Here is a 20,382-nt window from a genome sequence, read left to right as displayed (position 1 = left end):
GCCATCGGCGGTCACCAAGCATTACTGACGTTTAGCGGAATTTCTTATGATTGGCATCGCGGGTTTGCTTGAAGCCCTCAGCCACCTTGCGCGCGTCCTCCAGCTTGCCCTGATTCGCCAGCGCCATTGACTGATCGATCTGCCCGATCAGCGTCGCCAGCCCTTGACGAAACTCCTTCATCTCCGGGCTGTCTGGCGCTTTACTTTCCAGCTTCGGCGGTGTGCCCTTCTGGGCATCCATAGCCGCAGCACGCATATTCTGCAGGCTCTGCTTGAAGGTATCGGTGGAGTCGGTTTTCAATACAATTTTGTAATTGGCGGCCAAGGTATCCATGTCATCGGCCAGTTCGGCTGCCATCACCCATGAACTGGCTCCCAGCAGCGTCAGTGCTGCCAACACTTTCAATGTCTTCTTCATGCTCACCTTCCAGTTATTGTTTTAGTTAACCCGTTATAAACATAGGCATGGAACGGTAAAACCGATACCTGATATTTGTAAGGAAGGTTGAAGCGGGGAGTTGGGAGGAGCATATCAGCCCTCACCCTCTACCAAAGGGAGAGGGAACCAATCGAGTTCATTGATTGCTCTGCGTAATACCTTGCTTTCTTTGTTCTTACTCCCGACTTTCCGAAGCAGTACGGACCAACCACGAACTCTGGACAGCTCCCTCTCCCTGTGGGAGAGGGTTTGGGTGAGGGGTATTACTGCCCTGCGATCTTCATTTCCGGCAGCAGCACGGAACCGCACTGGATATTGCTGCGCAGTTCGATATCGCTGCCGATGCTGACGATATTGCGCAGCATATCCTTCAGATTGCCAGCAATGGTGATCTCGCTGACTGGATACTGGATCTCACCGTTTTCTACCCAGAAGCCAGAAGCCCCGCGTGAGTAATCGCCGGTAATACCGCTGACGCCCTGCCCCATCAGTTCGGTGACCACCAGACCGGTGCCCAACTGTTTGAGCATGCCGGCAAAGTCATCGCCCTGACCGGCAATGCGCCAGTTATGGATCCCGCCCGCGTGGCCGGTGCTATGCAGCCCCAGTTTACGCGCCGCGTAGCTGGTCAGCAGCCAGGTTTCCAGCACGCCGTCTTTGACGATGTCGCGGCGTTGGGTACGTACGCCTTCACTGTCGAATGGCGTGGACGCCAGCCCTTTCAGCAAGTGCGGATGTTCTTCAATGGTCATCCACTCCGGTAGGATCTGTTTACCCAACGAATCCAGCAGGAAGGTAGATTTGCGATAGACGCTGCTGCCGCTGATAGCCCCAACCAGGTGGCCAAACAGACCGGTTGCCACTTCTGAGGCAAACAGCACCGGCGCTTTCATGGTTGACAGCTTGCGTGGGGAAAGACGTGCCAGCGTGCGGCGAGCACATTCCTGGCCGACCCACTCAGGGCTGGCCATATCGCCCATAGCTCGGCCAATGGTGTAGGCGTAATCCCGTTCCATATCACCATCATGCTCGGCAATCACACAGCTGGAGAGCGAGTGACGGCTGGAGCAATAGCTTTGTAGCATGCCGTGGCTGTTGCCGAAGACCTTGATACCGTAATGGCTGTTGAAGCTGCCGCCTTCGGTATTGGTAATCCGCTTATCGGCTGCCAGCGAAGCCTGCTCGGCACGGGCTGCCAACTCGATACCGCGTTCGGCATCCAGCTCGGTGGGATGGAACAGGTCCAGATCCGGCGCGTCAAACGCCAGTAAATCTTTTTCCGCCGGGCCAGCATGGGGATCTGGTGAAGTGTAACGAGCGATATCCAGCGCCGCCTGCACGGTGCGGGCAATGGCATCCGGATTAAGATCGGTGGAAGAGGCACTGCCTTTACGGTTTTGATAATAGACGGTAATGCCTAATGCGCCGTCGCTGTTGAATTCGACGTTCTCCACTTCACCGAAACGGGTGCTGACGCTGATACCGGTGGTTTTGCTCACGGCAACTTCTGCCGCATCGGAACCGGCGCGTGCCAGCTCCAGTGCCTGTGAAACGGCTTGTTCCAGCGCTTTGCGCTGCTCTGCAACTTGGGTGACTACTTTCATCAATCGGCCATACTTAATCAGAAAATCGTTGAGAAAAGTGCCGTGTCGGCATGGTTTTGCGCGCAATAACGCGCCAAAATAATTTCAGGCTGCGCCCGCTGGCCACAGCCCGATGTACTTTTGAGTCTAACAGGAACCGCGTGGAATTTCGCATAAAGCCGGCAACCTGTTAGGATTAGCCTCTTTTTAACGGAGCCTACCATGAACAAACAGCCTGAAGACTGGCTCGACGAAGTCCCGGAGAACGAAAACGAGGACGATGACGAGATTATCTGGGTCAGTAAAAGTGAAATTAAACGTGATGCCGAAGCGCTGAAAGACCTGGGAACCGAACTGGTTGAACTGGGTAAAAACGCCTTGGAACGCATCCCGTTGGATGAAGATCTGCGTGCCGCCATCGAACTGGCGCAGAAGATCAAGAAAGAAGGCCGCCGCCGCCAGATCCAACTGATCGGCAAAATGCTGCGTGCTCGCGATGTCGAACCAATCCAGACCGCGCTCGACAAGCTGAAGAACCGCCATAACCAACAGGTTTCGCTGTTCCACAAGCTGGAAGCGCTGCGCGATCGCTTGGTGGCAGAGGGTGATGACGCGATCCCGTCCGTGCTGGATCTGTATCCACAGGCCGATCGCCAGCAGTTACGCGCCCTGATACGTAACGCGCAGAAAGAGCAGGCCGCTAACAAGCCGCCAAAATCATTCCGCCAAATCTTCCAGTACTTGCGAGAGCTGGCCGAGGCACAACAGTGATCGTCAGCGGCATCGCTGCGGGATGGACCCCGTTCATCCCCGCTGATGCATCGCTGCGCTGCTCGTTTCACGGATATTGAACCGCAGGTTGCCCTCCAGCTCTTCCTCCGCTTCTTCAAACAACAGAATAATGGCACCAAAGCGGCGTTTGCTGCGGGCGTTGAGATTGAGAAATTCAATCTCGACCGGCAGGCTGATGTCGCCGGTCACCACGTCCCACAGCGCGTCCAGGTTGGCGCCAAATCCTTCACCCAATGCAAACCGCTCGGCAAAGTGGCGATAGAACGCTGGCAAGTCCGCTATCTGGTTAAAATCGAACTCTATTTTCCCCATCGGCTCACTCCATCCGCATGAAGTTCTTATAATGGTCGCGCGTGACATAAATCAGACCGTCACTGGAATACAACAGCCGATCGGCACCGCGTCGGCCGCATTGGTAGTTGATATCCGCTTCGCGCCATACCCGGTTGTTGGCGGTAGGTAACTGCCCCTCACGGTTGGAAAAACGGTCGCCGCCAATGGCCTTGCCCGGCAATACTTTACACAGATTACCGTCGCCCGCATCCCAACCCTGTTCACGTGCCTGTTTTTTGGTGATGTAGTAGTCCGGCAGGCGCTGATGCTGTTGCACATAGCTGACCACCCGCTGCTGCTGCGTCAGTTGTTCAATGCTCTCTGCCGCTGGGGTTGAAACGTTGGTAATAGCCCGATCGCCATCCCTATGCAGCGCACTGAACCCCGCCACCACCAAAGCAATCAACATCGCAATAAGCGTACGTTTATTCATACTGTCCCTGCATATATAGCAAAAATTAATGAATCAAAGATGACCAAGATGTAACCATTTCGCATCTAAAAGGCCTGACGCCCGAGCAAAAGCCGCAATTGATACGGAATTATTATGGGTAATGAAGCCTTCCTGCGTGCATTTTAGCCCCCCGTGCCGGGGGACGTAAACATGCTCAGTATATACCCGATGGTTTGATGGGAAGCTGAAGATATCAATCAATCAGCGCGTGACGGTAGCGATGCAGCATATCGGCCAGGCGTTTTACCGGCCCGGTGACGCTAAGCGGAGCGAGGTTATCCACCAGCTTTTGTTGATATTCATTCATCTCTTTGAGTAACCGATCGTAGTAGTAAGCCCGCTTCACATCGTTCTTGGCGGTGACCACGTGGTCGGCGGTGCTGCGGATCTGCTTGTGGAACACCGAAAGCTCTTCCCGTTCCGGGATCTCGGTCATCTGCATCCGCTGGTGGGCAATAATCAGGTTGAGCGCCAGCCGGTATTTGGCAATGTCGTTCGGGAACATCATCAGCAGTTGGTTCAGGCGCTGATAGAGCGCGGGCAGATGGTTTTCCTTACGGCGTGCCGCCTTGGTGGTCAACGCCGAAACGGCGCTGCTGACCAACTGATTCATCAACGTGCGGCCGGTACGTTCACGGGAGGTATCACGGATCAGGAACAGTACGATCATCGCCACAAAACAGCCGATAATCTGGCCGATGGCGCTGTCGATAAACGAGGAGACATGGAAACTCATCGGGTTGCTCAACACGATAATGTTAATGGTACTCGCCAAGGTGCCCAACGATCCCAAACGGCGTTTCTGCACTTCGATACCGATGACAAAGGACATGATGCCCAAGCTCAGGCACAGCAGGAACATACTTTGCTGGGTTTCAGGCAAGATAAACATGTAAAACAGCGCACCGAGCGGCAACGCCATAAGTACACCCAACATAAAGTCGAGTGCCGTCATTTTCGGATTTGGCGTACGCATCGCCAATGCGGTCACGACGGCGATCATCACCATACAGCCGCTGCCGGACGTCCAGCCGGTCCACAGCCAAAACAGGCAACCTATTGAGGTCGCCGCCCAGGCTCGCAGCCCGTTAATCATCGCATGGTGGCCTTCCGCTGAGGGCCTTTTCACCACCACTTCTCCGGCCAGTATCTCGTTTTCTACCGCGTTGATACCGCTGTTGGTATGCACACCTTTTGCCACCAACAGATAGCGCGTCGCCGCGCCAACCCAACTGGTGACCGTTTGCAGATGTTCATCACTGCGGTTGATTGCCAACACCTGGCGCACCAGCTTTAGGCGTTTATGCACTTCTTGCGCGGTTTCCGCCGGGACCATCAGCAGCTCGCGGATATTCTCCTTCACCGCCTCCGGATGATTGAGCAAAATCAGGTAGGTTTCACAGGCCTGGGTGATCAACGTCAGCGAAAGCGTATGCAGCGCATGCAAGCGGCTGTTGACCCGCTGCCAACGTGACGACTCCAACATCAGGTTGCTGCGCATCCCGTTGATGGCGGTGGTGCTTTTTACCAGATCGCTCCAGGCACGGTCGATATCCTCTTTCCCGGCGTCGCTGATACACATCTGCATCAGTTTGTACTGCCCCACCAACAGCTGATCCACCGCGCGATCGATATCCTGTTTGATCGAACGTGGGGAAAACAGCAGGTCGGCCAGTATCGCACTGAGAATACCGAGTACGATCTCGCTACAGCGCTCTACGGCGAACTGTGGCGCGGCCAGCAGTGAAGTGGTGGTGGTTGCGGAGGTGACGATGATAATCAGTGCCGTGTAGCCCGCCAGCCCCCAGGCGTAGGAGTTTTCGACCTTCACCAGCGAGGAGATCCAGGTACAGACCCCCAGCCAGACGCAGCACAGCATCAGCATCACCACCGGTGCACGCGCACAGGTAACGATAATCAGCAAACCGACAAAACAGCCCATAAAGGTGCCGATAATACGCAGCCAGCCACGATAGCGAATGGCACCAGAGAAAGGTTCCCCTCCGGCGGCAAAGGCCGGGCCGGCAGCCACAATGGCCGCCGTCAGCACCGACCAGCGCGGGGTTTCCAGATTGAGGTGGAAACCGACAAACAGGGCAAAGACGATCGCAAAGCTGAGCTTGCAGGCAAACCGCAGCCGCAGAAAGGTTGGGTTGTTCATTAGCCGAACTCGCGCAACCGATGCATCAGCCGGATAAACGGCGAGCCGCTGTCGATGCTACGATCGTTCTTGCCGGTAATGACCACAGTCGCGGTGGTGCCCGCCGGGTAAGAGTGCTGCTGATCTTTCTCATCGAGGATGATTTTCACCGGCACACGCTGTGCCAGACGCACCCACTCCAGGTTGCTGTCGATCGATGCAAGACCTTTGCTGTTTGGAGTGCTGCTGCTGTTATTCACCGCTGCGGCCAGGCTATCGACGGTGCCGTGCATAATGCGGTTGCTGCCCAGCGGGGTGATCTCGGCACGATCGCCTTTGCTCAGCCCTTCAAGCTTGGTTTCTTCCAGATAGGCGATGACATAGAAGCTGTTTTTCTTCACCAGCGCCACCGCGGTAGAACCACGGGTGATAAATTCCCCCGCGTGGACGTTCAGGTTGGTGACCCAACCGTCTGCTGGCGCACGCACCGTGGTTCGTTCCAGATCCAGCTGCGCCAGATCGCGCACGGCGATCGCCTTGGCCAACTGATGCTGCACGGTTTGCAGCACGTTATTGGATTGGTCGATCTCTTCTTGTGACATCGCCTGGATCCCCAAGCGCACACGGCGGCCCGCTTCACGCTTCTTCTCGGCCGCCAGCGTCTGATAATAGGCCACATCGGCGTTGGCTTCGGCCAGTGCCTGTTGGTAACGTGGCTGGTCGATCACCATCAGGACCTGGCCCTGTTTCACCAGTTGGTTGTCGGTGATCGGCACGTCGGTCAGCAAACCGCTGACGTCCGGAGCAATCGCCACCACGTCGGCGGTGAATTTGGCATCACGCGTCCACGGCGACTCGGTGTAAAACGCCCAAGCCTTGAACACGGCGATAGCTGCCAGCAGGACCAGCAGCAAGGTGATCGCAATGCGGATTATTTTTAATGACAGAGTTTTCACAGCAGCCTCAAACGAAAAGACACGAAATCAGATAAAACAAACAGCAATACAGCGCGGTATTGAACAGCGCCGGATGCCAGACAAAATCGTAAATCCCGGTCGGCTGCAACAGGCGGCGTATGACGAAGAACAGGGCCAACGACGCTAACAGCTCAAAAAATACCGGTGGGAACGACAGTCCAAAAATGACCATAACCGGAAGCAAACTCATCACTTTATCCTTAATTGTTTACTGCACCGGGGTTTTCCCTGCTGATTTCACATTCTATTTACATTCTAGCGCACGGACGCCAAACGTTATGATCTGGTAGTTGACCAGGCCATAAACCTGAAAAAGGGTTAAGCTAACAGCAGGCTTCCGCGAGAGGGAATGTATGGATGACCGGAGGGATCGCGCAGCCACGGCAGTATACCGCGGCATGGCTGACCACGCTCAAGCGTTCAGAAGATCTTTACACCCGACGCGTTATATTAGCCTGCTTACTATCAACTCATCTACAATCTGTGATCTAAATCACTTTTAAGCCAGAGTGAACAATGGAAAGACTAAAACGGATGTCCGTGTTTGCCAAAGTCGTTGAATGTGGGTCATTTACCGCGGCGGCACGCCAGCTCGACATGAGCGTTTCATCCATCAGCCAGACAGTGTCCAAACTGGAAAATGATCTACAGGTGAAGCTGCTTAACCGCAGCACGCGCAGTATCGGCCTGACCGAAGCCGGTAAAATCTACTATCAGGGCTGCCGCCGCATGTTGCAGGAAGCCGCCGAGGTCCATGAGCAGCTTTATGCGCTGAACAATACGCCCATAGGCACACTGCGTATCGGCAGTTCCTCCACTATGGCGCAAAACGTTCTGGCAACCATGACCGCCGACATGCTGCAAGAATATCCTGGTTTGACGGTTAATCTGGTCACCGGCATTCCGGCCCCGGATCTGATTGCCGACGGCCTGGACGTGGTGATCCGCACCGGCGAACTGCAGGATTCCAGCCTGTTTTCCAAACGCCTGGGCTCGATGCCGATGGTGGTCTGTGCCGCCAAAAGCTACCTGACTCAACACGGGACACCGCAAAAACCGGCGGATATGGTGAATTTTTCCTGGTTGGAATACAGCGTACGGCCAGACAGTGAGTTTGAATTGATGGCTCCCGAAGGCATTAGCACGCGCATTTCCCCTCAGGGGCGCTTCGTGACCAACGATTCACAAACCATGATCCGCTGGCTCAAGGCCGGGGCCGGGATTGCCTATGCGCCACTGATGTGGGTCATCGAAGAGATCAAACGCGGCGAGATTGAGATCCTGTTCAAGCGTTACCATTCAGAACCCCGCCCGGTTTACGCACTGTACACCGAGAAGGACAAACTGCCGCTCAAGGTGCAGGTGTGTATCAATTACCTGACGGAATACTTTAAACGCGTGGCGGAAGTGTATCAGGGCTATCGCTGAAGCTCACCATTACCCTGGAGTTCACTTCAGGGTAACAAGTTTGTTATAGCCGATATATAGCGTTTACTGCTATAAAACCGATTGCTCATTTTATTAATGCCAATTATCGAAAGTATTTACCTTCATTTGATTCCCATTCTCTACTGAGAACTCTGCTGTATTCATTCGGGGTAACCGATCGATTATGCGGAAGTTTCCGCCATAGTTGCGGGTAATAAACCACCGTGATAATTGTTTGAAGCATATCCTGCCAATCCAACAAAAGTGCCCATTCTCCTACCGCTTTCGCGTGCTTGCTTACGCCCCTGCGGGTGTGATTTATTGATGAATTGGCGCAGGTTCGCCCAATTATCATTATTGCCATAAATAATAAAAACCAGGCTCCATTATTCATTATAGGAATCACCATGGAAAAGATCTCCCGCACACACCTGGTATATGCCATGTCGCGCGATAACGCCCCTGTGGCTACCGTTGCCAGCGGCAGCGACGTTTTTTTTGAAACCTGTGACTGCTTCGAAGATCAAATCGCCTCCGAACAGGCCGCCTTCACCGAACTGGACTGGAGCCGCATCAACCCGGCTACCGGGCCGGTTTACGTGCAAGATGCGAACCCCGGCGATGTATTGCGGGTAGAGATTAAGCGTATTACCCCAACCAGCCATCAGGCAGTCATGGTCACGGCTCCGGGCCTGGGCGTCATTGGCGATGAGTTGCAGCAACCGCAGATCCGCACTGTGCCGCTGGAAGACGGCTTCGCACTGCTCCCCGGCGGCGTGCGTTGGCCGTTAAAGCCGATGATCGGCGTGATTGGCGTCGCCCCGGCCGAAGAACCTATCTCTTGTGGCACACCAGATGCCCACGGCGGCAACATGGACTGCAAAATCATCACCGAAGGCTGCACGCTGTGGCTACCGGTTAACGTTCCCGGTGCGCTGTTTGCACTCGGCGATCTGCATGCCGCCATGGGCGATGGTGAAGTCTCGGTATGCGGGCTGGAAATTCCCGGCGAAGTGGTGGTGAACCTGAGCGTAGTCAAAAACCGCGCGCTGCCAACCCCGATGATGAGCACCGCCGATACGCTATATACCTTGGCATCCGCCAAAACGCTGGACGAAGCGGCCGAATTGGCAACGCGCAATATGGCACACTTCGTAGCGGACTATAGCCAGGTCTCGCTGGCCGACGCCATCAATCTGCTGAGCATCACCGGCGATCTGCAAATCTGTCAGGTGGTCGATCCGCTGAAAACCTGCCGTTTCGCGCTGCCACGCAGCGTTGCCGAGCAGTTAAACATCCAGCTGGATTAGGGATAGCGCCATGTCTGTAGAACAATTTGGTTATAAGCAGGAACTGCACCGCACCCTCACCCTGAAAGATCTGGTGATTTACGGCATGATCTTTATGGTGCCGATTGCGCCGTTTGGCGTGTTTGGCTACGTGTGGGAAGGTGCACAGGGCATGGTGGCGCTGGCCTATCTGATCGGCATGGTGGCGATGTTCTTCACCGCCATGAGTTACTGGTCAATGTCCCGCGCTTTCCCGGTCTCCGGTTCGGTCTATGCCTATGCCCAGCGCGGCATTCATGAAACCGTCGGCTTCTTTGCCGGCTGGCTGATCCTGCTCGATTACATCCTGGTGCCTTCGCTGCTGTATATCGTCAGCGCGGCGGCGCTCGGTCCGATCCTGCCAGAAGTACCCGCCTGGGTATGGATCGTGACCTTCATCGTGATCAACAGCGCGATCAATCTGGTGGGGATCCAGTTCACCGCCAAGGCCAACCGCTACATCCTGGTGGCAGAGATCGTCATCCTGACCATTTTTGTGGTGATGGGCCTGACGGCACTCTATTCCGGTGAAGGTGCCGGTGGTCTGACATTGAACCCGCTCTACAACGCCGAGAAATTCAGCCTACCCTTGGTGATGGGTGCGGTGTCGATTGCAGTGCTATCGTTCCTGGGTTTTGACGGTATTTCAACGCTGTCCGAAGAGAGCAAAGGCGGGGCCGATGCCGTGGGGAAAGCCTCGCTGTATGCGCTGCTGTTGGTAGGATCGCTGTTTATCCTGCAAACCTGGATTGCCGCCGATTTGGCTGCGGGCCAAAACTTCACTAACCTGGATACCGCGTTCTACGATACCGCCAATCTGGCGGGCGGCTCCTGGTTAAAGCAGGCCACCATCTGGGCGACGGCGCTCTCCTGGGGGATTGCCAATGCGTTAGTCGCGCAGGCCGCCATCTCCCGCATTCTGTTCGCCATGGGGCGTGACCGCCAATTGCCGAAGATCCTGGCAAAGGTGCATCCACGCTTTAAAACCCCTTACGTCAGCACCCTGCTGGTCGCGGTGATCTCCCTCGGTTCCGGGCTGTACTTCAACGGCAGCATCGACAACCTGAGCCGGTTGGTCAACTTCGGGGCGCTGATGGGCTTTTTGATCCTGCACCTGTCGGTGATTAACCACTACATCATCCGCCAGAAGTCCAAGGCTTGGGTAAAACATCTGCTGTTCCCACTGGTTGGTCTGTCTATCATCGCTTTTGTATTGTACGAGATGGATATCGAAGCCAAGATCCTCGGCCTTAGCTGGCTGGCGATCGGCATCGTGTATTACTTCGTGCTGCGCGTAGTGCTGAAGAGAGAGCCAGTGCTGAAGCTGGAGGACTAAGCCAGCCATCTGCCCCTTCTGGGGCAGATTTATTCAATCCTTTGATGACGTTAACAAAACGGCCCGCTGGTCATACCCCTCTGCCCGCCTCTAGGTTATGCTCGAAAAAATTCCCCTGCATCAGGAAAAATCATGAAGAAAATCATACTGGACTGCGACCCGGGGCATGACGATGCGATCGCGATGTTGCTGGCATGGGGCAACCCAGATATTGAACTGCTGGCCGTAACCACCGTCGTCGGCAACCAGACGCTGGAGAAGGTCACGCGGAATGCGCTGGCTGTGGCTCGCATTGCCAACATCACCGGCGTGCCCTTTGCCGCTGGCTGTTCGCGGCCTCTGGTACGGCAAATTGAAGTCGCCCCCGACATCCACGGCGAATCGGGCCTTGATGGGCCAGTCCTACCGGAACCCACGCTGCAACTGGCCGATATCCATGCCGTCGATCTGATCATTAACACCATCATGGCACACCCACCAGGCACCGTAACGCTGGTGCCCACCGCTGGCCTGACCAACATCGCCATGGCGGTGCGCAAAGAGCCCCGCATTGCCACACGCGTGAAGGAAGTGGTGCTGATGGGCGGCGGTTACCACGTAGGTAACTGGAGCGCAGTGGCTGAATTCAATATCAAAATCGATCCGGAAGCCGCGCATATCGTGTTCAACGAACCCTGGCCGTTAACCATGGTTGGGCTGGATCTGACGCATCAGGCGCTGGCCACGCCAGAAGTTAGCGCGCGCATCGCTGCCATTGGCACCGGTCCTGCGAAATTTGTCGTCGAACTGCTCGAGTTCTTCGGCCATATGTATAAGCAGGCGCAGGGTTTCACTTCGCCACCGGTACACGATCCCTGCGCGGTCGCCTATGTGATCAACCCCAACGTGATGACGGTGCGTAAGGTGCCCATCGATATTGAGCTGACCGGTACCCTGACGCTGGGAATGACGGTCGCGGACTTCCGCTTCCCGGCCCCGGCGGATTGCCATACCCAGGTGGCAGTGAAGCTTGATGAAACCGCCTTTTGGGATCTGATTGTCGATGCGTTGCAAAGAATTGGTGAAGTTGAGGTTTGAGGCACGGTTGGGAGTAAAGTGTCGTGCAAACGCCCGACACTTCATTCAAACCGGCATTATGCGTAGTATATTGAAAGTGTTCTTTGTTATCGGATGTCTCTCATGGCTTACTCTATCGGCGAATTTGCCCGGCTTTGCGGAATAAACGCAACCACATTACGCGCCTGGCAGCGTCGTTACGGCCTGCTTAAACCGATGCGCACCGATGGTGGGCATCGCCAGTACAGCGATGATGATGTCCAGCAGGCACTCAAAATTCTCGACTGGGTGAAAAAAGGGGTCACCATCAGCCAGGTAAAACCCCTGCTCGCTCGCCCAGCAGAAGGCCCTACAAACAACTGGCTCACTCTGCAGGAGAAAATGCTGCAGTTGCTTAAAGAGGGAAAAATCGAAGCGCTGCGCCAGCAGATTTACGCCTCTGGCCGCGAATACCCTCGCCCGGAGTTGGTCACGGAAGTGCTGCGCCCGCTGCGCAGTAAAGTCTCTGCCAATATCCCGGCGATGATGACCCTGCGCGAGATCCTGGATGGCATTATCATATCCTATACCTCATTTTGCCTCGAAAGGGACAAGAAAGCGGCAGGGGATAACTATCTGATCACCGGCTGGTACCTGTCAGACCCGTGTGAAATCTGGCTGGAAGCGCTCAAGCGTACGGGTCAAGGACAGCACATTGATGTCCTTCCCGTTCCGCCTGCCAGTCTGGCTCCGGAGCTGTTTCCTGAACGAAAATGGCTACTGGTCATGACTGGCAAACTCACCCCCGCCCGCAAACAACAGATTGAATTGTGGCAACAACAGGTGATGTCTCTCGAGGTCATTACACTTTGACGTTGATCTTCGGTTAATTATCACAAAAGTTTGAATATTAATTTTTTACCGGGATGCTACCTTTTTCCTGTTTGTTTTAACCCCTACAGGAAATCATGATGAAAAAAGCGACCGGTCTTATTCTGTTAACCTCTCTGGCAATGGCTCCTGCCGCATTCAGTGCCCCATCTGGCACGCTGAGCGTCCATATTCTGAACCAACAGACAGGTATTCCCTCGCCGAATGTCACCGTCACGCTTGAAAAAGAGCAGCAAAACAGCTGGGTAACGCTGGCTAGCGGTAAAACGGACGAAGACGGGCGCATTAAATCGCTATATCCACAGGACCAGGATATGCAGCCGGGAATTTACAAAGTGACCTTCAAAACCGGTGACTATTTCCACCAACAGAAGCAAACGTCGTTCTTCCCAGAGATCCCGGTGATGTTCACCGTCACCAAGACCAATGAAAAACTGCACATCCCACTGCTGTTAAGTCAGTATGGATACTCTACCTACAAAGGAAGTTAAAGATAAAGCATGCTCATGTTGCGCAGTTAACCGCATGAGCATGCAAACTTAATACGTTGACGCTACTGAGAAAATAATTATCACCCCCCCAAAGTTGGACAAATAGAAATAATTGTGTAAGTTTTAACTATGCAATAACGCTACGTTGTTCACTTCCAGGTGAGGCTCATGAGCTCTATGCCATCCATCATCAACAGGTTTGTTGATTACTACAGCAAGCTGGATAACCAGCCGCCATCTGCGTTGGCGGAGATCTATCATGCTGATGCCAGGCTGAGCGACCCGTTTGGTGAACATCAGGGTCTTTTGGCGATCCAGCGTTACTTCACTCATCTCTTGGCCAACGTAAAGCATTGCAGCTTTACCATCGATACCCCCCTCTGCGAAGGCCATCGTTTTGCCGTAACTTGGGCAATGCATTGGTCTCACCCGCGGATTTCAGGGGGAGAAACACTAGTCCTCGCAGGATGCTCAATTGTCGAGGTGCAGGACAACCTGATTATTCTCCAGCGCGATTACTACGATGCCGGGGAGATGATTTACGAGCATCTTCCCCTTCTTGGCTGGGCGGTGCGAAGTGTAAAAAGGAGAATGCGCTCATGATGACCGTCCTCATCACCGGCGCAAGCTCCGGCATTGGCGCCGGGCTCGCGACGTCCTGGGCCGATGACGGCTGCCACGTCATTGCCTGCGGGCGAGACCGGGCCAGGCTGGAAGCCCTGCAACAGTACAGCTCGAATATCACGTTACGCGTGTTCGATATGACGGACAGGGAGGCCTGCCGTCTGGCGCTTGCAGATTGCACTGCCGATCTGATCGTTCTTTGTGCGGGAACCTGCGAATACCTGGAGCAGGGTGTGGTGGATGCCGCGCTGGTGGAACGTGTGATGAGTACCAACTTCCTGGGGCCAGTGAACTGTCTGGCCGCACTGCAGGCCCAGCTCCTTCCAGGAAGTCGCGTGGCGCTGGTCAGTTCGATGGCACACTGGCTGCCGTTCCCACGAGCAGAGGCGTATGGCGCGTCAAAAGCCGCCCTCACCTGGTTTGCCAATAGCCTGCGCCTTGACTGGGAACCCAAAGGCATTGCCGTCACGGTGGTTTCACCGGGCTTTGTGGATACACCACTTACCCGTAAAAATGATTTTGCCATGCCCGGCCAGGTGAGCGTCGACGATGCCGTAAAGGCGATCCGTCGCGGGCTGGCGAAAGGGAAAAAGCACATCGCCTTTCCCAACGGATTCAGCCTGGTCATGAAGCTGCTTTCAGGGCTCCCGAATTTCCTTCAGCGCAGGCTGTTGCGCAGGATGGTTCGCTCATGAACATCGCCATTATCGGTAGCGGTATCGCAGGGCTCACCTGTGCCTGGCGGTTGGCCGGACATCATCAGGTCACACTTTTCGAAGCGGAACCCACGGTGGGTGGGCATACCGCCACGGTAGATGTCACCACGCCGCAGGGCACGTATGCCATCGATACTGGGTTTATCGTCTACAATGACCGTACCTATCCGCGCTTTATGGGTCTGCTCAGCGAGCTGGGCATCAGCGGGCAAAAAACGCAGATGAGCTTCTCCGTGCATAATCCGCAAAGCGGGCTTGAGTATAATGGCCACACCCTCACCTCGCTGTTTGCACAGCGTCGTAACCTGGTTAATCCGGCGTTCTGGGGGCTGCTGCGAGATATCGTGCGCTTCAACCGCCTGGCAAAAGAGGCGTTGGCGGGCGATGTTAACGAAAACGCCACGCTGGAGACTTTTCTCGAACAGCACGGCTTCAGCGCGTTTTTCGCGCGTCATTATATCCTGCCGATGGGGGCTGCCATCTGGTCCTCGTCGCTGCAGGAGATGCGCCGCTTCCCGCTTCCGCTGTTTTTGCGCTTCTTTGAGCATCACGGCCTGCTGGACGTTACCCAACGTCCGCAGTGGTATGTGGTGCCCGGCGGATCTCGCGAGTACGTACGCGCCATTTTGGCCCAGTTGGGTGACCGCCTGACCCTACACCTCAACGCACCGGTGCAGCAGGTCATCCGTAACAACGGGGGCGTTGAAATCCAGCTTGCGCAATCGAGCCACACATTTGACCAGGTGATCTTCGCCTGCCATTCCTCACAGGCGCTGGCGATGCTTGCTCATCCTACTCCTGCGGAAAGCGAGGTGCTGGGCGATATTGGCTGGCAGCATAATGAGGTGGTTTTGCACAGCGATCCACGCTGGTTGCCGGTGCGCGAGCGTGCCTGGGCAAGCTGGAACTATCGCCTGAGCGAACGGGACCAGGCCAGCGCCTGCGTCACCTACAACATGAATATCTTACAAGGGTTACCTGAGGGTAGCCCCCTGTTCTGCGTCACCCTGAACCCGGAAACGCCGGTGGACGAGCGCTACGTCTGGAAACGCTTTGTCTATGAGCACCCGATGTTCAACCCGAAAAGCTGGCGCGCCCAGTCGCGCCGCGGCGAGATTAACGGCCACCAACGGAGCTGGTTCTGTGGAGCTTACTGGTACAACGGTTTTCACGAGGATGGGGTACGCAGCGCGTTGGACGTGGTGAAAGGGATCGCTGCAGGGGAGAACCTGTAAGATGAACAGCTGCCTTTACCAGGGTGTGTTACGCCATCGTCGCTTCCAGCCGAAATCACACCATTTTCGCTATAACGTGTTTATGGCCTGGATCGATCTGGACGAGCTGGATGCGCTACCGTCGGCGGGGATCCGCCGTAATCGATTTGCCGCGGCCGCCTTCCATGATGCGGATTACCCACTCGGCACACCGCTTAAAGAGAACGCCCTCGACCAGTTGCAAACCCTGACCGGGGAACGTCCCGATGGCCGCGTCATGCTCCTGACCCAGCTTCGTTATTTCGGCTTCCATTTTAATCCGATCAATCTCTACTACTGCTATGACAGTACGGGCATCCTGCGCTGGGTACTGGCCGAAGTGCGCAACACCCCGTGGAACGAGCGCCATTATTACGCGGTGGATGGCCAGGCGGCTCGCCCGCAGCCGAAAGCCTTCCATGTCTCCCCGTTTAATCCGATGGATATGGTCTATCACTGGCGCTTCAACGCCCCCGGTAAAACGCTGCTTATGCATATCGAAAATCATCAGGACTCGAAGGTGTTCGACGCCACGCTTGCGCTTCGCCGTGAGCACCTTACGCGTGCGACCCTGAGATCGATATTGCTGCGCATACCGCTGATGACCCTGAAAACCGTCCTGGCGATTTATTGGCAAGCGTTACGGCTGTGGCTTAAACGCGTGCCGCTGTACAACCATCCCGTCAGAAGGAGTTAGCGCTCATGACCGATCCTGCCTTTGCGCTTGAATCCGATATCCCTCGTAACGCCCGTATCGCGCGCTGGCTACTCTTTCGTTTGCTGAGCGGTATCCGCGAGGGCTCGCTCACCGTGCGTGAAGGACGGCAGACTCTCCATTTTGGCGATGAGTCTTCCGCGCTGCGTGCTGAAGTGCAAATCCTCGCGCCGGGTGTTTACTGGCGTCTGCTCACCGGCGGCAGCCTTGCCGCAGCCGAATCCTGGATGGAGGGTGAGTGGGAGACGCATCAATTAACCCCGCTGTTGCAGATCCTGGCCCTCAACGGCAAGGTGTTGGGAAGGCTGGAGAGTGGCTTTCGCCTGCTGGGCAAGCCCCTGGAGCGGCTTCGCCACTGGACGCGGCGTAACTACCGCAAACAGGCGCGGGAAAACATCGCTGCCCATTACGATCTGGGTAACGAATTCTATGCGCACTTTCTCGATGAAGATCTGCTCTACTCCAGTGCGCTGTTCACCACCGAAGACCAGGCTCTCTCCCAGGCCCAGCAGGCAAAAATGGCGCGTCTGTGCGAACAGCTGGCGCTGACCGCAAGCGATCACCTGCTGGAAATTGGCACCGGCTGGGGGGCGATGGCGGAATACGCCGCCCGTCACTACGGCTGCCGCGTCACCACCACGACGCTGTCGAGGGAGCAGTACATCTGGGCTTCAGAGCGGATAGGCCGCGCGGGATTGCAGGACAGAGTACAGGTTCTGCTGTGCGACTACCGCGACCTGACCGGAGAGTTCGACAAACTGGTATCGGTTGAGATGATTGAAGCCGTGGGTAAACGCTACCTGCCTGACTTCTTCCGCACCTGTCAGGCGCGCCTGCGTCCGGGTGGAAAAATGGCGATTCAAGCCATCACCATTCAGGATCAGCGCTACCGCGACTACAGCAAAAGCGTCGATTTTATCCAGCGTTACATCTTCCCCGGCGGGTTCCTACCTAGCATCACGGCAATGAGTGAACTGATGACGCGTCATACCGATTTTGTCGTCCGTAATCTATTCGATATGGGGCCAGACTATGCCCGCACGTTGACGCACTGGCGGCAGCGTTTTCTGCACGCCTGGCAAGACATTGAAAAGCTCGGTTTCGATGAAAGGTTCCGCCGTATGTGGCTCTACTACTTTGGCTACTGCGAAGCCGGTTTTAACGCACGCACCATCAGCGTGGTGCAACTGACCGCAGAGCGCGTATGAACCGCTCTGTGCAGGTCGTACTGATGGCTCTCGCGTTCGATCTCTACTGGACGCTGGTAGTGTTGTTTCGCGAGCGCGGCCTGTTTCTGTGGCTCGCCCTGGCGATCCTGGCCTGTCTGATGCTGTCGCCTGCACACCGTGTTTACGCCCTGCTGCTGGCCGCGGCGGGCTGCGGTATGGATGCCCTCTGGGTGCTGACGGGGCTGATCGGTTTTAACAGCGATGCTCTGTTACCCCTGTGGATGATGGCGCTGTGGCTGATGTTCGCCACCGTCTGGACCCACTTGACCCTCACGACCACGCTGCCGGGATGGATGCTGGCTCTGCTGGCAACCGTTGGCGGTCCCGTAGCGTATGTGATTGGCGAACGTCTGGGCGCCATGACCTTCCGGGAGCCGACCTGGATCGTCGTCAGTTGGATGGCGCCGGGTTGGCTGGTTCTGATGCTGTTGTTCCATATTCTGACGGGGAGGCGACAATGAGAACCTCTTTACTGATGCTGCTGTGGTTGGCGGCTATCACGCCCGTCGCCCATGCCGCCGACTGGTTAAGCTGGCGCAAAGTGGGTGATGCCAGCCTCACATGGGGGCCGTTTACCGTTTATACCTCCCAGTTGAGCACGCCGGATGGTCGGTATCACGGGCCGGAGCAGGATCAGGCGCTGATTATTACCTACAAACGCGACATCGATCGCGACCAGTTGGTCGAAGCCACCCGTGACCAGTGGCAGGCGCAGGGTATCCTGGAGCGCGAACCACAAAGCGAAGCCTGGCTGCGCATGCTGCAGTCACTCTGGCCGGACGTCACGCCGGGCTCACAGCTTACCTTTGTTCTTAAAGGTAAGCAGGGGCAGTTCTGGTATCGCGCCTCGGCGGCAGAAAAAAGCTTTACCCCGCTCGGCTCCAGCCAGTCTGCAGCCTTCAGTACCAACTTTCTGGCCATCTGGCTCGATCCACACACGCAATATCCCGAACTACGTCAGCAGTTGATCGGAGGTGAAAAATGAAACGCATTCTGACACTTGGCCTGGCGCTGATGATGCTTCTGGTGGGTTGTAGTACAGACATCAGCGACTACCGGCATCAACAACCGCCGCTCGATATCTTCCACTACTTCCAGGGGAAAACCGAGGCATGGGGCATGGTACAGGACCGCAGCGGAAAACAGCTGCGCCGCTTCCATGTGGAAATCACTGGCAACGTCATCGGCGACACGCTGACGCTAAATGAACACTTTGTCTATGACGATGGCGAGAAGCAGCAACGGGTGTGGCATATCCGGCGCGTCGGCAACAATCGCTACGAAGGCACCGCAGGCGATATTGAAGGTGTGGCCAGTGGCGTGGCGGAGGGCAATGCCTTTAACTGGCGTTACAGCATGAACGTGAAAGCCAATGGCAGTACCTGGCTGCTTCACTTTGATGACTGGATGTACCTGCAGGATGACACGCATCTTTTTAATAAAACAGAGATGAAGAAATTCGGTATCACTGTCGGGCAGGTGACGCTTTTCTTCACCCGAAAAGAACAGTAAGAGGATCGCGACATGAATAAGCAACCCGTCATTGGGATCAGCGGATGTTTAACCGGCTCGACCGTACGGTTTGACGGCGGACATAAACGCATGAGCTTTGTCATGGACGGGCTGGCGCAGTGGGTGGCCTTCAAACCCATCTGCCCGGAGATGGCCATCGGCTTGCCCTCTCCCCGTCCTGCCCTGCGCCTGGTCCAGACCACCGAAGGGGATTTCCGGCTGCACTTCAGCCAAGCGCCACACGACGATATGACGGAGAAAATGGCCGAATTCACGGATTCCTATCTCTCACATCTGGACGAACTATCGGGCTTTATCGTCTGCGCAAAATCGCCGAGCTGCGGTATGGAACGCGTGCGGTTGTACGATGAAAAGGGCAATCGCGGGCGTAAAGAGGGCGTGGGCGTCTTTACCAGGGCGCTGCTGGAGAAATACTCGTGGTTACCGGTCGAAGAAGATGGCCGCCTGCACGACCCGGTGCTGCGGGAAAACTTTGTCGAGCGCATCTTCGCTCTGCACGAGTTGAACACCCTGAAGGCCAACGGCCTGACCCGCCATGCGCTGCTGGACTTCCACAGCCGGTACAAGCTCCAACTGCTGGCGCACCACCAAGCGGGCTATCGAGAAATTGGACCGTTTGTCGCCTCGTTGCACGAGTGGGAAGACCTGGATGCATTCTTCGTGGCTTATCGCGAAAAACTGATGACGATCTTAAGAAAACCCGCTTCGCGCAAGAACCACACCAACGTGCTGATGCACATTCAAGGGTATTTTCGTAACCAGCTGAACTCACGTCAGCGCGGCGAGCTGAATAACGTGATCCTCCACTATCGCGAGGGGTTGCTGCCAATACTCGCGCCGTTGACGCTGCTGAAGCATTATCTGGGCGAATACCCAGACAGCTACCTGCTGACGCAAAAATACTTTGACCCCTATCCGCATAATTTGGCTTTGCGGCTGGCGGTTAATTAAGTACGCATGATTTGTGGCCGAACGGCTCGCGTTTTTCGGCCATAGATATGAATAGGCTTAGGGGGGCACTTCTCCACCAGCATACGATCCTTGTGCGGTTACCCATGTGACGTGATGGCGGTGCGCAAGGCACC

23 protein-coding genes are annotated in these 20,382 nt (G+C 55.7%); 16 read left to right on the top strand and 7 right to left on the bottom strand.

The features are described from left to right. Nucleotides 1-31: 31 nt before the first annotated feature. Both cybC and pmbA read right to left on the bottom strand, forming a co-directional pair. Entirely contained in the window at nucleotides 32-418 is a 387-nt protein-coding gene (gene cybC / locus N6G83_RS38090) for a cytochrome b562 (RefSeq protein ID WP_065684754.1), read from the bottom strand. 284 nt (nucleotides 419-702) lie between these two features. Beyond that, nucleotides 703-2,043: a metalloprotease PmbA gene (pmbA, locus tag N6G83_RS38085; RefSeq protein WP_024483736.1), complete on the bottom strand. Its 1,341-nt coding sequence runs from the start codon at nucleotides 2,041-2,043 to the stop codon at nucleotides 703-705. 201 nt (nucleotides 2,044-2,244) lie between these two features. Here pmbA and yjgA point away from each other — a divergent pair, with 201 nt between their 5' ends. Continuing rightward, nucleotides 2,245-2,793, top strand: a complete 549-nt coding sequence (gene yjgA, locus N6G83_RS38080) for a ribosome biogenesis factor YjgA (RefSeq protein WP_021180727.1) — start codon at nucleotides 2,245-2,247, stop codon at nucleotides 2,791-2,793. 33 nt (nucleotides 2,794-2,826) lie between these two features. Here the strand turns inward: yjgA and N6G83_RS38075 are convergent, their stop codons facing one another. The 5 genes from N6G83_RS38075 to aaeX all read right to left on the bottom strand — a co-directional run bounded on the left by N6G83_RS38075 (nucleotide 2,827) and on the right by aaeX (nucleotide 6,908). Further along, nucleotides 2,827-3,126, bottom strand: a complete 300-nt coding sequence (locus tag N6G83_RS38075; protein WP_024527935.1) for a barstar family protein — start codon at nucleotides 3,124-3,126, stop codon at nucleotides 2,827-2,829. A gap of 4 nt (nucleotides 3,127-3,130) precedes the next feature. Beyond that, nucleotides 3,131-3,580 (bottom strand): ribonuclease, encoded by a 450-nt coding sequence (locus N6G83_RS38070; RefSeq protein WP_024527936.1) that lies wholly within the window; start codon nucleotides 3,578-3,580, stop codon nucleotides 3,131-3,133. A 214-nt stretch (nucleotides 3,581-3,794) separates the two neighbouring features. Beyond that, nucleotides 3,795-5,762 (bottom strand): p-hydroxybenzoic acid efflux pump subunit AaeB, encoded by a 1,968-nt coding sequence (gene aaeB / locus N6G83_RS38065; RefSeq protein WP_074031520.1) that lies wholly within the window; start codon nucleotides 5,760-5,762, stop codon nucleotides 3,795-3,797. Then, nucleotides 5,762-6,697 (bottom strand): p-hydroxybenzoic acid efflux pump subunit AaeA, encoded by a 936-nt coding sequence (gene aaeA, locus N6G83_RS38060; protein WP_211135817.1) that lies wholly within the window; start codon nucleotides 6,695-6,697, stop codon nucleotides 5,762-5,764. Before aaeA ends, aaeB begins: the two co-directional genes overlap by 1 nt. Before the next feature lie 7 nt (nucleotides 6,698-6,704). Continuing rightward, entirely contained in the window at nucleotides 6,705-6,908 is a 204-nt protein-coding gene (gene aaeX / locus N6G83_RS38055) for a p-hydroxybenzoic acid efflux pump operon protein AaeX (RefSeq protein ID WP_021180732.1), read from the bottom strand. 326 nt (nucleotides 6,909-7,234) lie between these two features. On the opposite strand from aaeX, the gene aaeR reads away from it, so the two are divergent. The 15 genes from aaeR (at nucleotide 7,235) to N6G83_RS37980 (ending at nucleotide 20,248) form a co-directional block, all read left to right on the top strand. Further along, on the top strand, nucleotides 7,235-8,146 hold the full coding sequence (gene aaeR / locus N6G83_RS38050; protein WP_024483740.1) for an HTH-type transcriptional activator AaeR: 912 nt from the start codon (nucleotides 7,235-7,237) through the stop codon (nucleotides 8,144-8,146). A gap of 407 nt (nucleotides 8,147-8,553) precedes the next feature. After that, on the top strand, nucleotides 8,554-9,456 hold the full coding sequence (locus N6G83_RS38045) for an acetamidase/formamidase family protein (RefSeq protein ID WP_211135816.1): 903 nt from the start codon (nucleotides 8,554-8,556) through the stop codon (nucleotides 9,454-9,456). A 10-nt stretch (nucleotides 9,457-9,466) separates the two neighbouring features. After that, nucleotides 9,467-10,810: an APC family permease gene (locus N6G83_RS38040; RefSeq protein ID WP_024527940.1), complete on the top strand. Its 1,344-nt coding sequence runs from the start codon at nucleotides 9,467-9,469 to the stop codon at nucleotides 10,808-10,810. A 132-nt stretch (nucleotides 10,811-10,942) separates the two neighbouring features. Then, the gene (locus tag N6G83_RS38035) at nucleotides 10,943-11,887 is read left to right on the top strand and encodes a nucleoside hydrolase (RefSeq protein WP_024527941.1); all 945 of its coding nucleotides are present in this window, start codon (nucleotides 10,943-10,945) and stop codon (nucleotides 11,885-11,887) included. A gap of 102 nt (nucleotides 11,888-11,989) precedes the next feature. Further along, entirely contained in the window at nucleotides 11,990-12,718 is a 729-nt protein-coding gene (locus N6G83_RS38030) for a MerR family transcriptional regulator (RefSeq protein WP_024527942.1), read from the top strand. Nucleotides 12,719-12,816: 98 nt separating this feature from the next. Then, nucleotides 12,817-13,227, top strand: coding sequence for a hydroxyisourate hydrolase (gene uraH / locus N6G83_RS38025; RefSeq protein ID WP_211135821.1), 411 nt, complete (start codon nucleotides 12,817-12,819; stop codon nucleotides 13,225-13,227). A gap of 168 nt (nucleotides 13,228-13,395) precedes the next feature. Beyond that, nucleotides 13,396-13,830 carry a nuclear transport factor 2 family protein gene (locus tag N6G83_RS38020; protein WP_121607954.1) on the top strand — a complete coding sequence of 145 codons (435 nt, stop codon included), beginning with the start codon at nucleotides 13,396-13,398 and terminating at the stop codon, nucleotides 13,828-13,830. Next, entirely contained in the window at nucleotides 13,827-14,546 is a 720-nt protein-coding gene (locus N6G83_RS38015) for an SDR family NAD(P)-dependent oxidoreductase (protein WP_211135815.1), read from the top strand. Before N6G83_RS38020 ends, N6G83_RS38015 begins: the two co-directional genes overlap by 4 nt. Next, nucleotides 14,543-15,802 (top strand): NAD(P)/FAD-dependent oxidoreductase, encoded by a 1,260-nt coding sequence (locus tag N6G83_RS38010; protein ID WP_211135814.1) that lies wholly within the window; start codon nucleotides 14,543-14,545, stop codon nucleotides 15,800-15,802. Before N6G83_RS38015 ends, N6G83_RS38010 begins: the two co-directional genes overlap by 4 nt. Before the next feature lies 1 nt (nucleotide 15,803). Continuing rightward, complete coding sequence (locus N6G83_RS38005) at nucleotides 15,804-16,517, top strand: DUF1365 domain-containing protein (protein WP_211135813.1); 714 nt, start codon at nucleotides 15,804-15,806, stop codon at nucleotides 16,515-16,517. A 5-nt stretch (nucleotides 16,518-16,522) separates the two neighbouring features. Further along, entirely contained in the window at nucleotides 16,523-17,743 is a 1,221-nt protein-coding gene (locus N6G83_RS38000; RefSeq protein WP_211135812.1) for a cyclopropane-fatty-acyl-phospholipid synthase family protein, read from the top strand. Then, complete coding sequence (locus tag N6G83_RS37995; protein ID WP_211135811.1) at nucleotides 17,740-18,225, top strand: DUF2878 domain-containing protein; 486 nt, start codon at nucleotides 17,740-17,742, stop codon at nucleotides 18,223-18,225. The genes N6G83_RS38000 and N6G83_RS37995 overlap by 4 nt, the downstream gene beginning before the upstream one ends. After that, complete coding sequence (locus N6G83_RS37990; RefSeq protein ID WP_211135810.1) at nucleotides 18,222-18,749, top strand: hypothetical protein; 528 nt, start codon at nucleotides 18,222-18,224, stop codon at nucleotides 18,747-18,749. The genes N6G83_RS37995 and N6G83_RS37990 overlap by 4 nt, the downstream gene beginning before the upstream one ends. Continuing rightward, nucleotides 18,746-19,276, top strand: coding sequence for a DUF3833 domain-containing protein (locus tag N6G83_RS37985; RefSeq protein ID WP_024527950.1), 531 nt, complete (start codon nucleotides 18,746-18,748; stop codon nucleotides 19,274-19,276). Before N6G83_RS37990 ends, N6G83_RS37985 begins: the two co-directional genes overlap by 4 nt. 12 nt (nucleotides 19,277-19,288) lie before the next feature. Continuing rightward, nucleotides 19,289-20,248, top strand: a complete 960-nt coding sequence (locus N6G83_RS37980; RefSeq protein WP_065684770.1) for a YbgA family protein — start codon at nucleotides 19,289-19,291, stop codon at nucleotides 20,246-20,248. Nucleotides 20,249-20,382: the final 134 nt, after the last annotated feature.

This window comes from Serratia sp. PL7 (assembly GCF_945957435.1).
Note: the sequence above shows the minus strand (reverse complement) of the source record. Positions and strands in the feature narration are given on the sequence as shown.

What these genes read in the sequence shown, in the direction of transcription:
- N6G83_RS38005 (WP_211135813.1), top strand. Translation starts at nt 15,804, where the DNA reads ATGAACAGCTGCCTTTACCAGGGTGTGTTACGCCATCGTCGCTTCCAG.
- N6G83_RS38020 (WP_121607954.1), top strand. Translation starts at nt 13,396, where the DNA reads ATGAGCTCTATGCCATCCATCATCAACAGGTTTGTTGATTACTACAGC.
- N6G83_RS37995 (WP_211135811.1), top strand. Translation starts at nt 17,740, where the DNA reads ATGAACCGCTCTGTGCAGGTCGTACTGATGGCTCTCGCGTTCGATCTC.
- N6G83_RS38000 (WP_211135812.1), top strand. Translation starts at nt 16,523, where the DNA reads ATGACCGATCCTGCCTTTGCGCTTGAATCCGATATCCCTCGTAACGCC.
- N6G83_RS38010 (WP_211135814.1), top strand. Translation starts at nt 14,543, where the DNA reads ATGAACATCGCCATTATCGGTAGCGGTATCGCAGGGCTCACCTGTGCC.
- aaeX (WP_021180732.1), bottom strand. Translation starts at nt 6,908, where the DNA reads ATGAGTTTGCTTCCGGTTATGGTCATTTTTGGACTGTCGTTCCCACCG.
- cybC (WP_065684754.1), bottom strand. Translation starts at nt 418, where the DNA reads ATGAAGAAGACATTGAAAGTGTTGGCAGCACTGACGCTGCTGGGAGCC.
- N6G83_RS38075 (WP_024527935.1), bottom strand. Translation starts at nt 3,126, where the DNA reads ATGGGGAAAATAGAGTTCGATTTTAACCAGATAGCGGACTTGCCAGCG.
- yjgA (WP_021180727.1), top strand. Translation starts at nt 2,245, where the DNA reads ATGAACAAACAGCCTGAAGACTGGCTCGACGAAGTCCCGGAGAACGAA.
- uraH (WP_211135821.1), top strand. Translation starts at nt 12,817, where the DNA reads ATGAAAAAAGCGACCGGTCTTATTCTGTTAACCTCTCTGGCAATGGCT.
- N6G83_RS38040 (WP_024527940.1), top strand. Translation starts at nt 9,467, where the DNA reads ATGTCTGTAGAACAATTTGGTTATAAGCAGGAACTGCACCGCACCCTC.
- aaeR (WP_024483740.1), top strand. Translation starts at nt 7,235, where the DNA reads ATGGAAAGACTAAAACGGATGTCCGTGTTTGCCAAAGTCGTTGAATGT.
- N6G83_RS37980 (WP_065684770.1), top strand. Translation starts at nt 19,289, where the DNA reads ATGAATAAGCAACCCGTCATTGGGATCAGCGGATGTTTAACCGGCTCG.
- N6G83_RS37985 (WP_024527950.1), top strand. Translation starts at nt 18,746, where the DNA reads ATGAAACGCATTCTGACACTTGGCCTGGCGCTGATGATGCTTCTGGTG.
- pmbA (WP_024483736.1), bottom strand. Translation starts at nt 2,043, where the DNA reads ATGAAAGTAGTCACCCAAGTTGCAGAGCAGCGCAAAGCGCTGGAACAA.
- N6G83_RS38045 (WP_211135816.1), top strand. Translation starts at nt 8,554, where the DNA reads ATGGAAAAGATCTCCCGCACACACCTGGTATATGCCATGTCGCGCGAT.
- N6G83_RS38015 (WP_211135815.1), top strand. Translation starts at nt 13,827, where the DNA reads ATGATGACCGTCCTCATCACCGGCGCAAGCTCCGGCATTGGCGCCGGG.
- N6G83_RS38035 (WP_024527941.1), top strand. Translation starts at nt 10,943, where the DNA reads ATGAAGAAAATCATACTGGACTGCGACCCGGGGCATGACGATGCGATC.
- N6G83_RS38030 (WP_024527942.1), top strand. Translation starts at nt 11,990, where the DNA reads ATGGCTTACTCTATCGGCGAATTTGCCCGGCTTTGCGGAATAAACGCA.
- N6G83_RS38070 (WP_024527936.1), bottom strand. Translation starts at nt 3,580, where the DNA reads ATGAATAAACGTACGCTTATTGCGATGTTGATTGCTTTGGTGGTGGCG.
- N6G83_RS37990 (WP_211135810.1), top strand. Translation starts at nt 18,222, where the DNA reads ATGAGAACCTCTTTACTGATGCTGCTGTGGTTGGCGGCTATCACGCCC.
- aaeB (WP_074031520.1), bottom strand. Translation starts at nt 5,762, where the DNA reads ATGAACAACCCAACCTTTCTGCGGCTGCGGTTTGCCTGCAAGCTCAGC.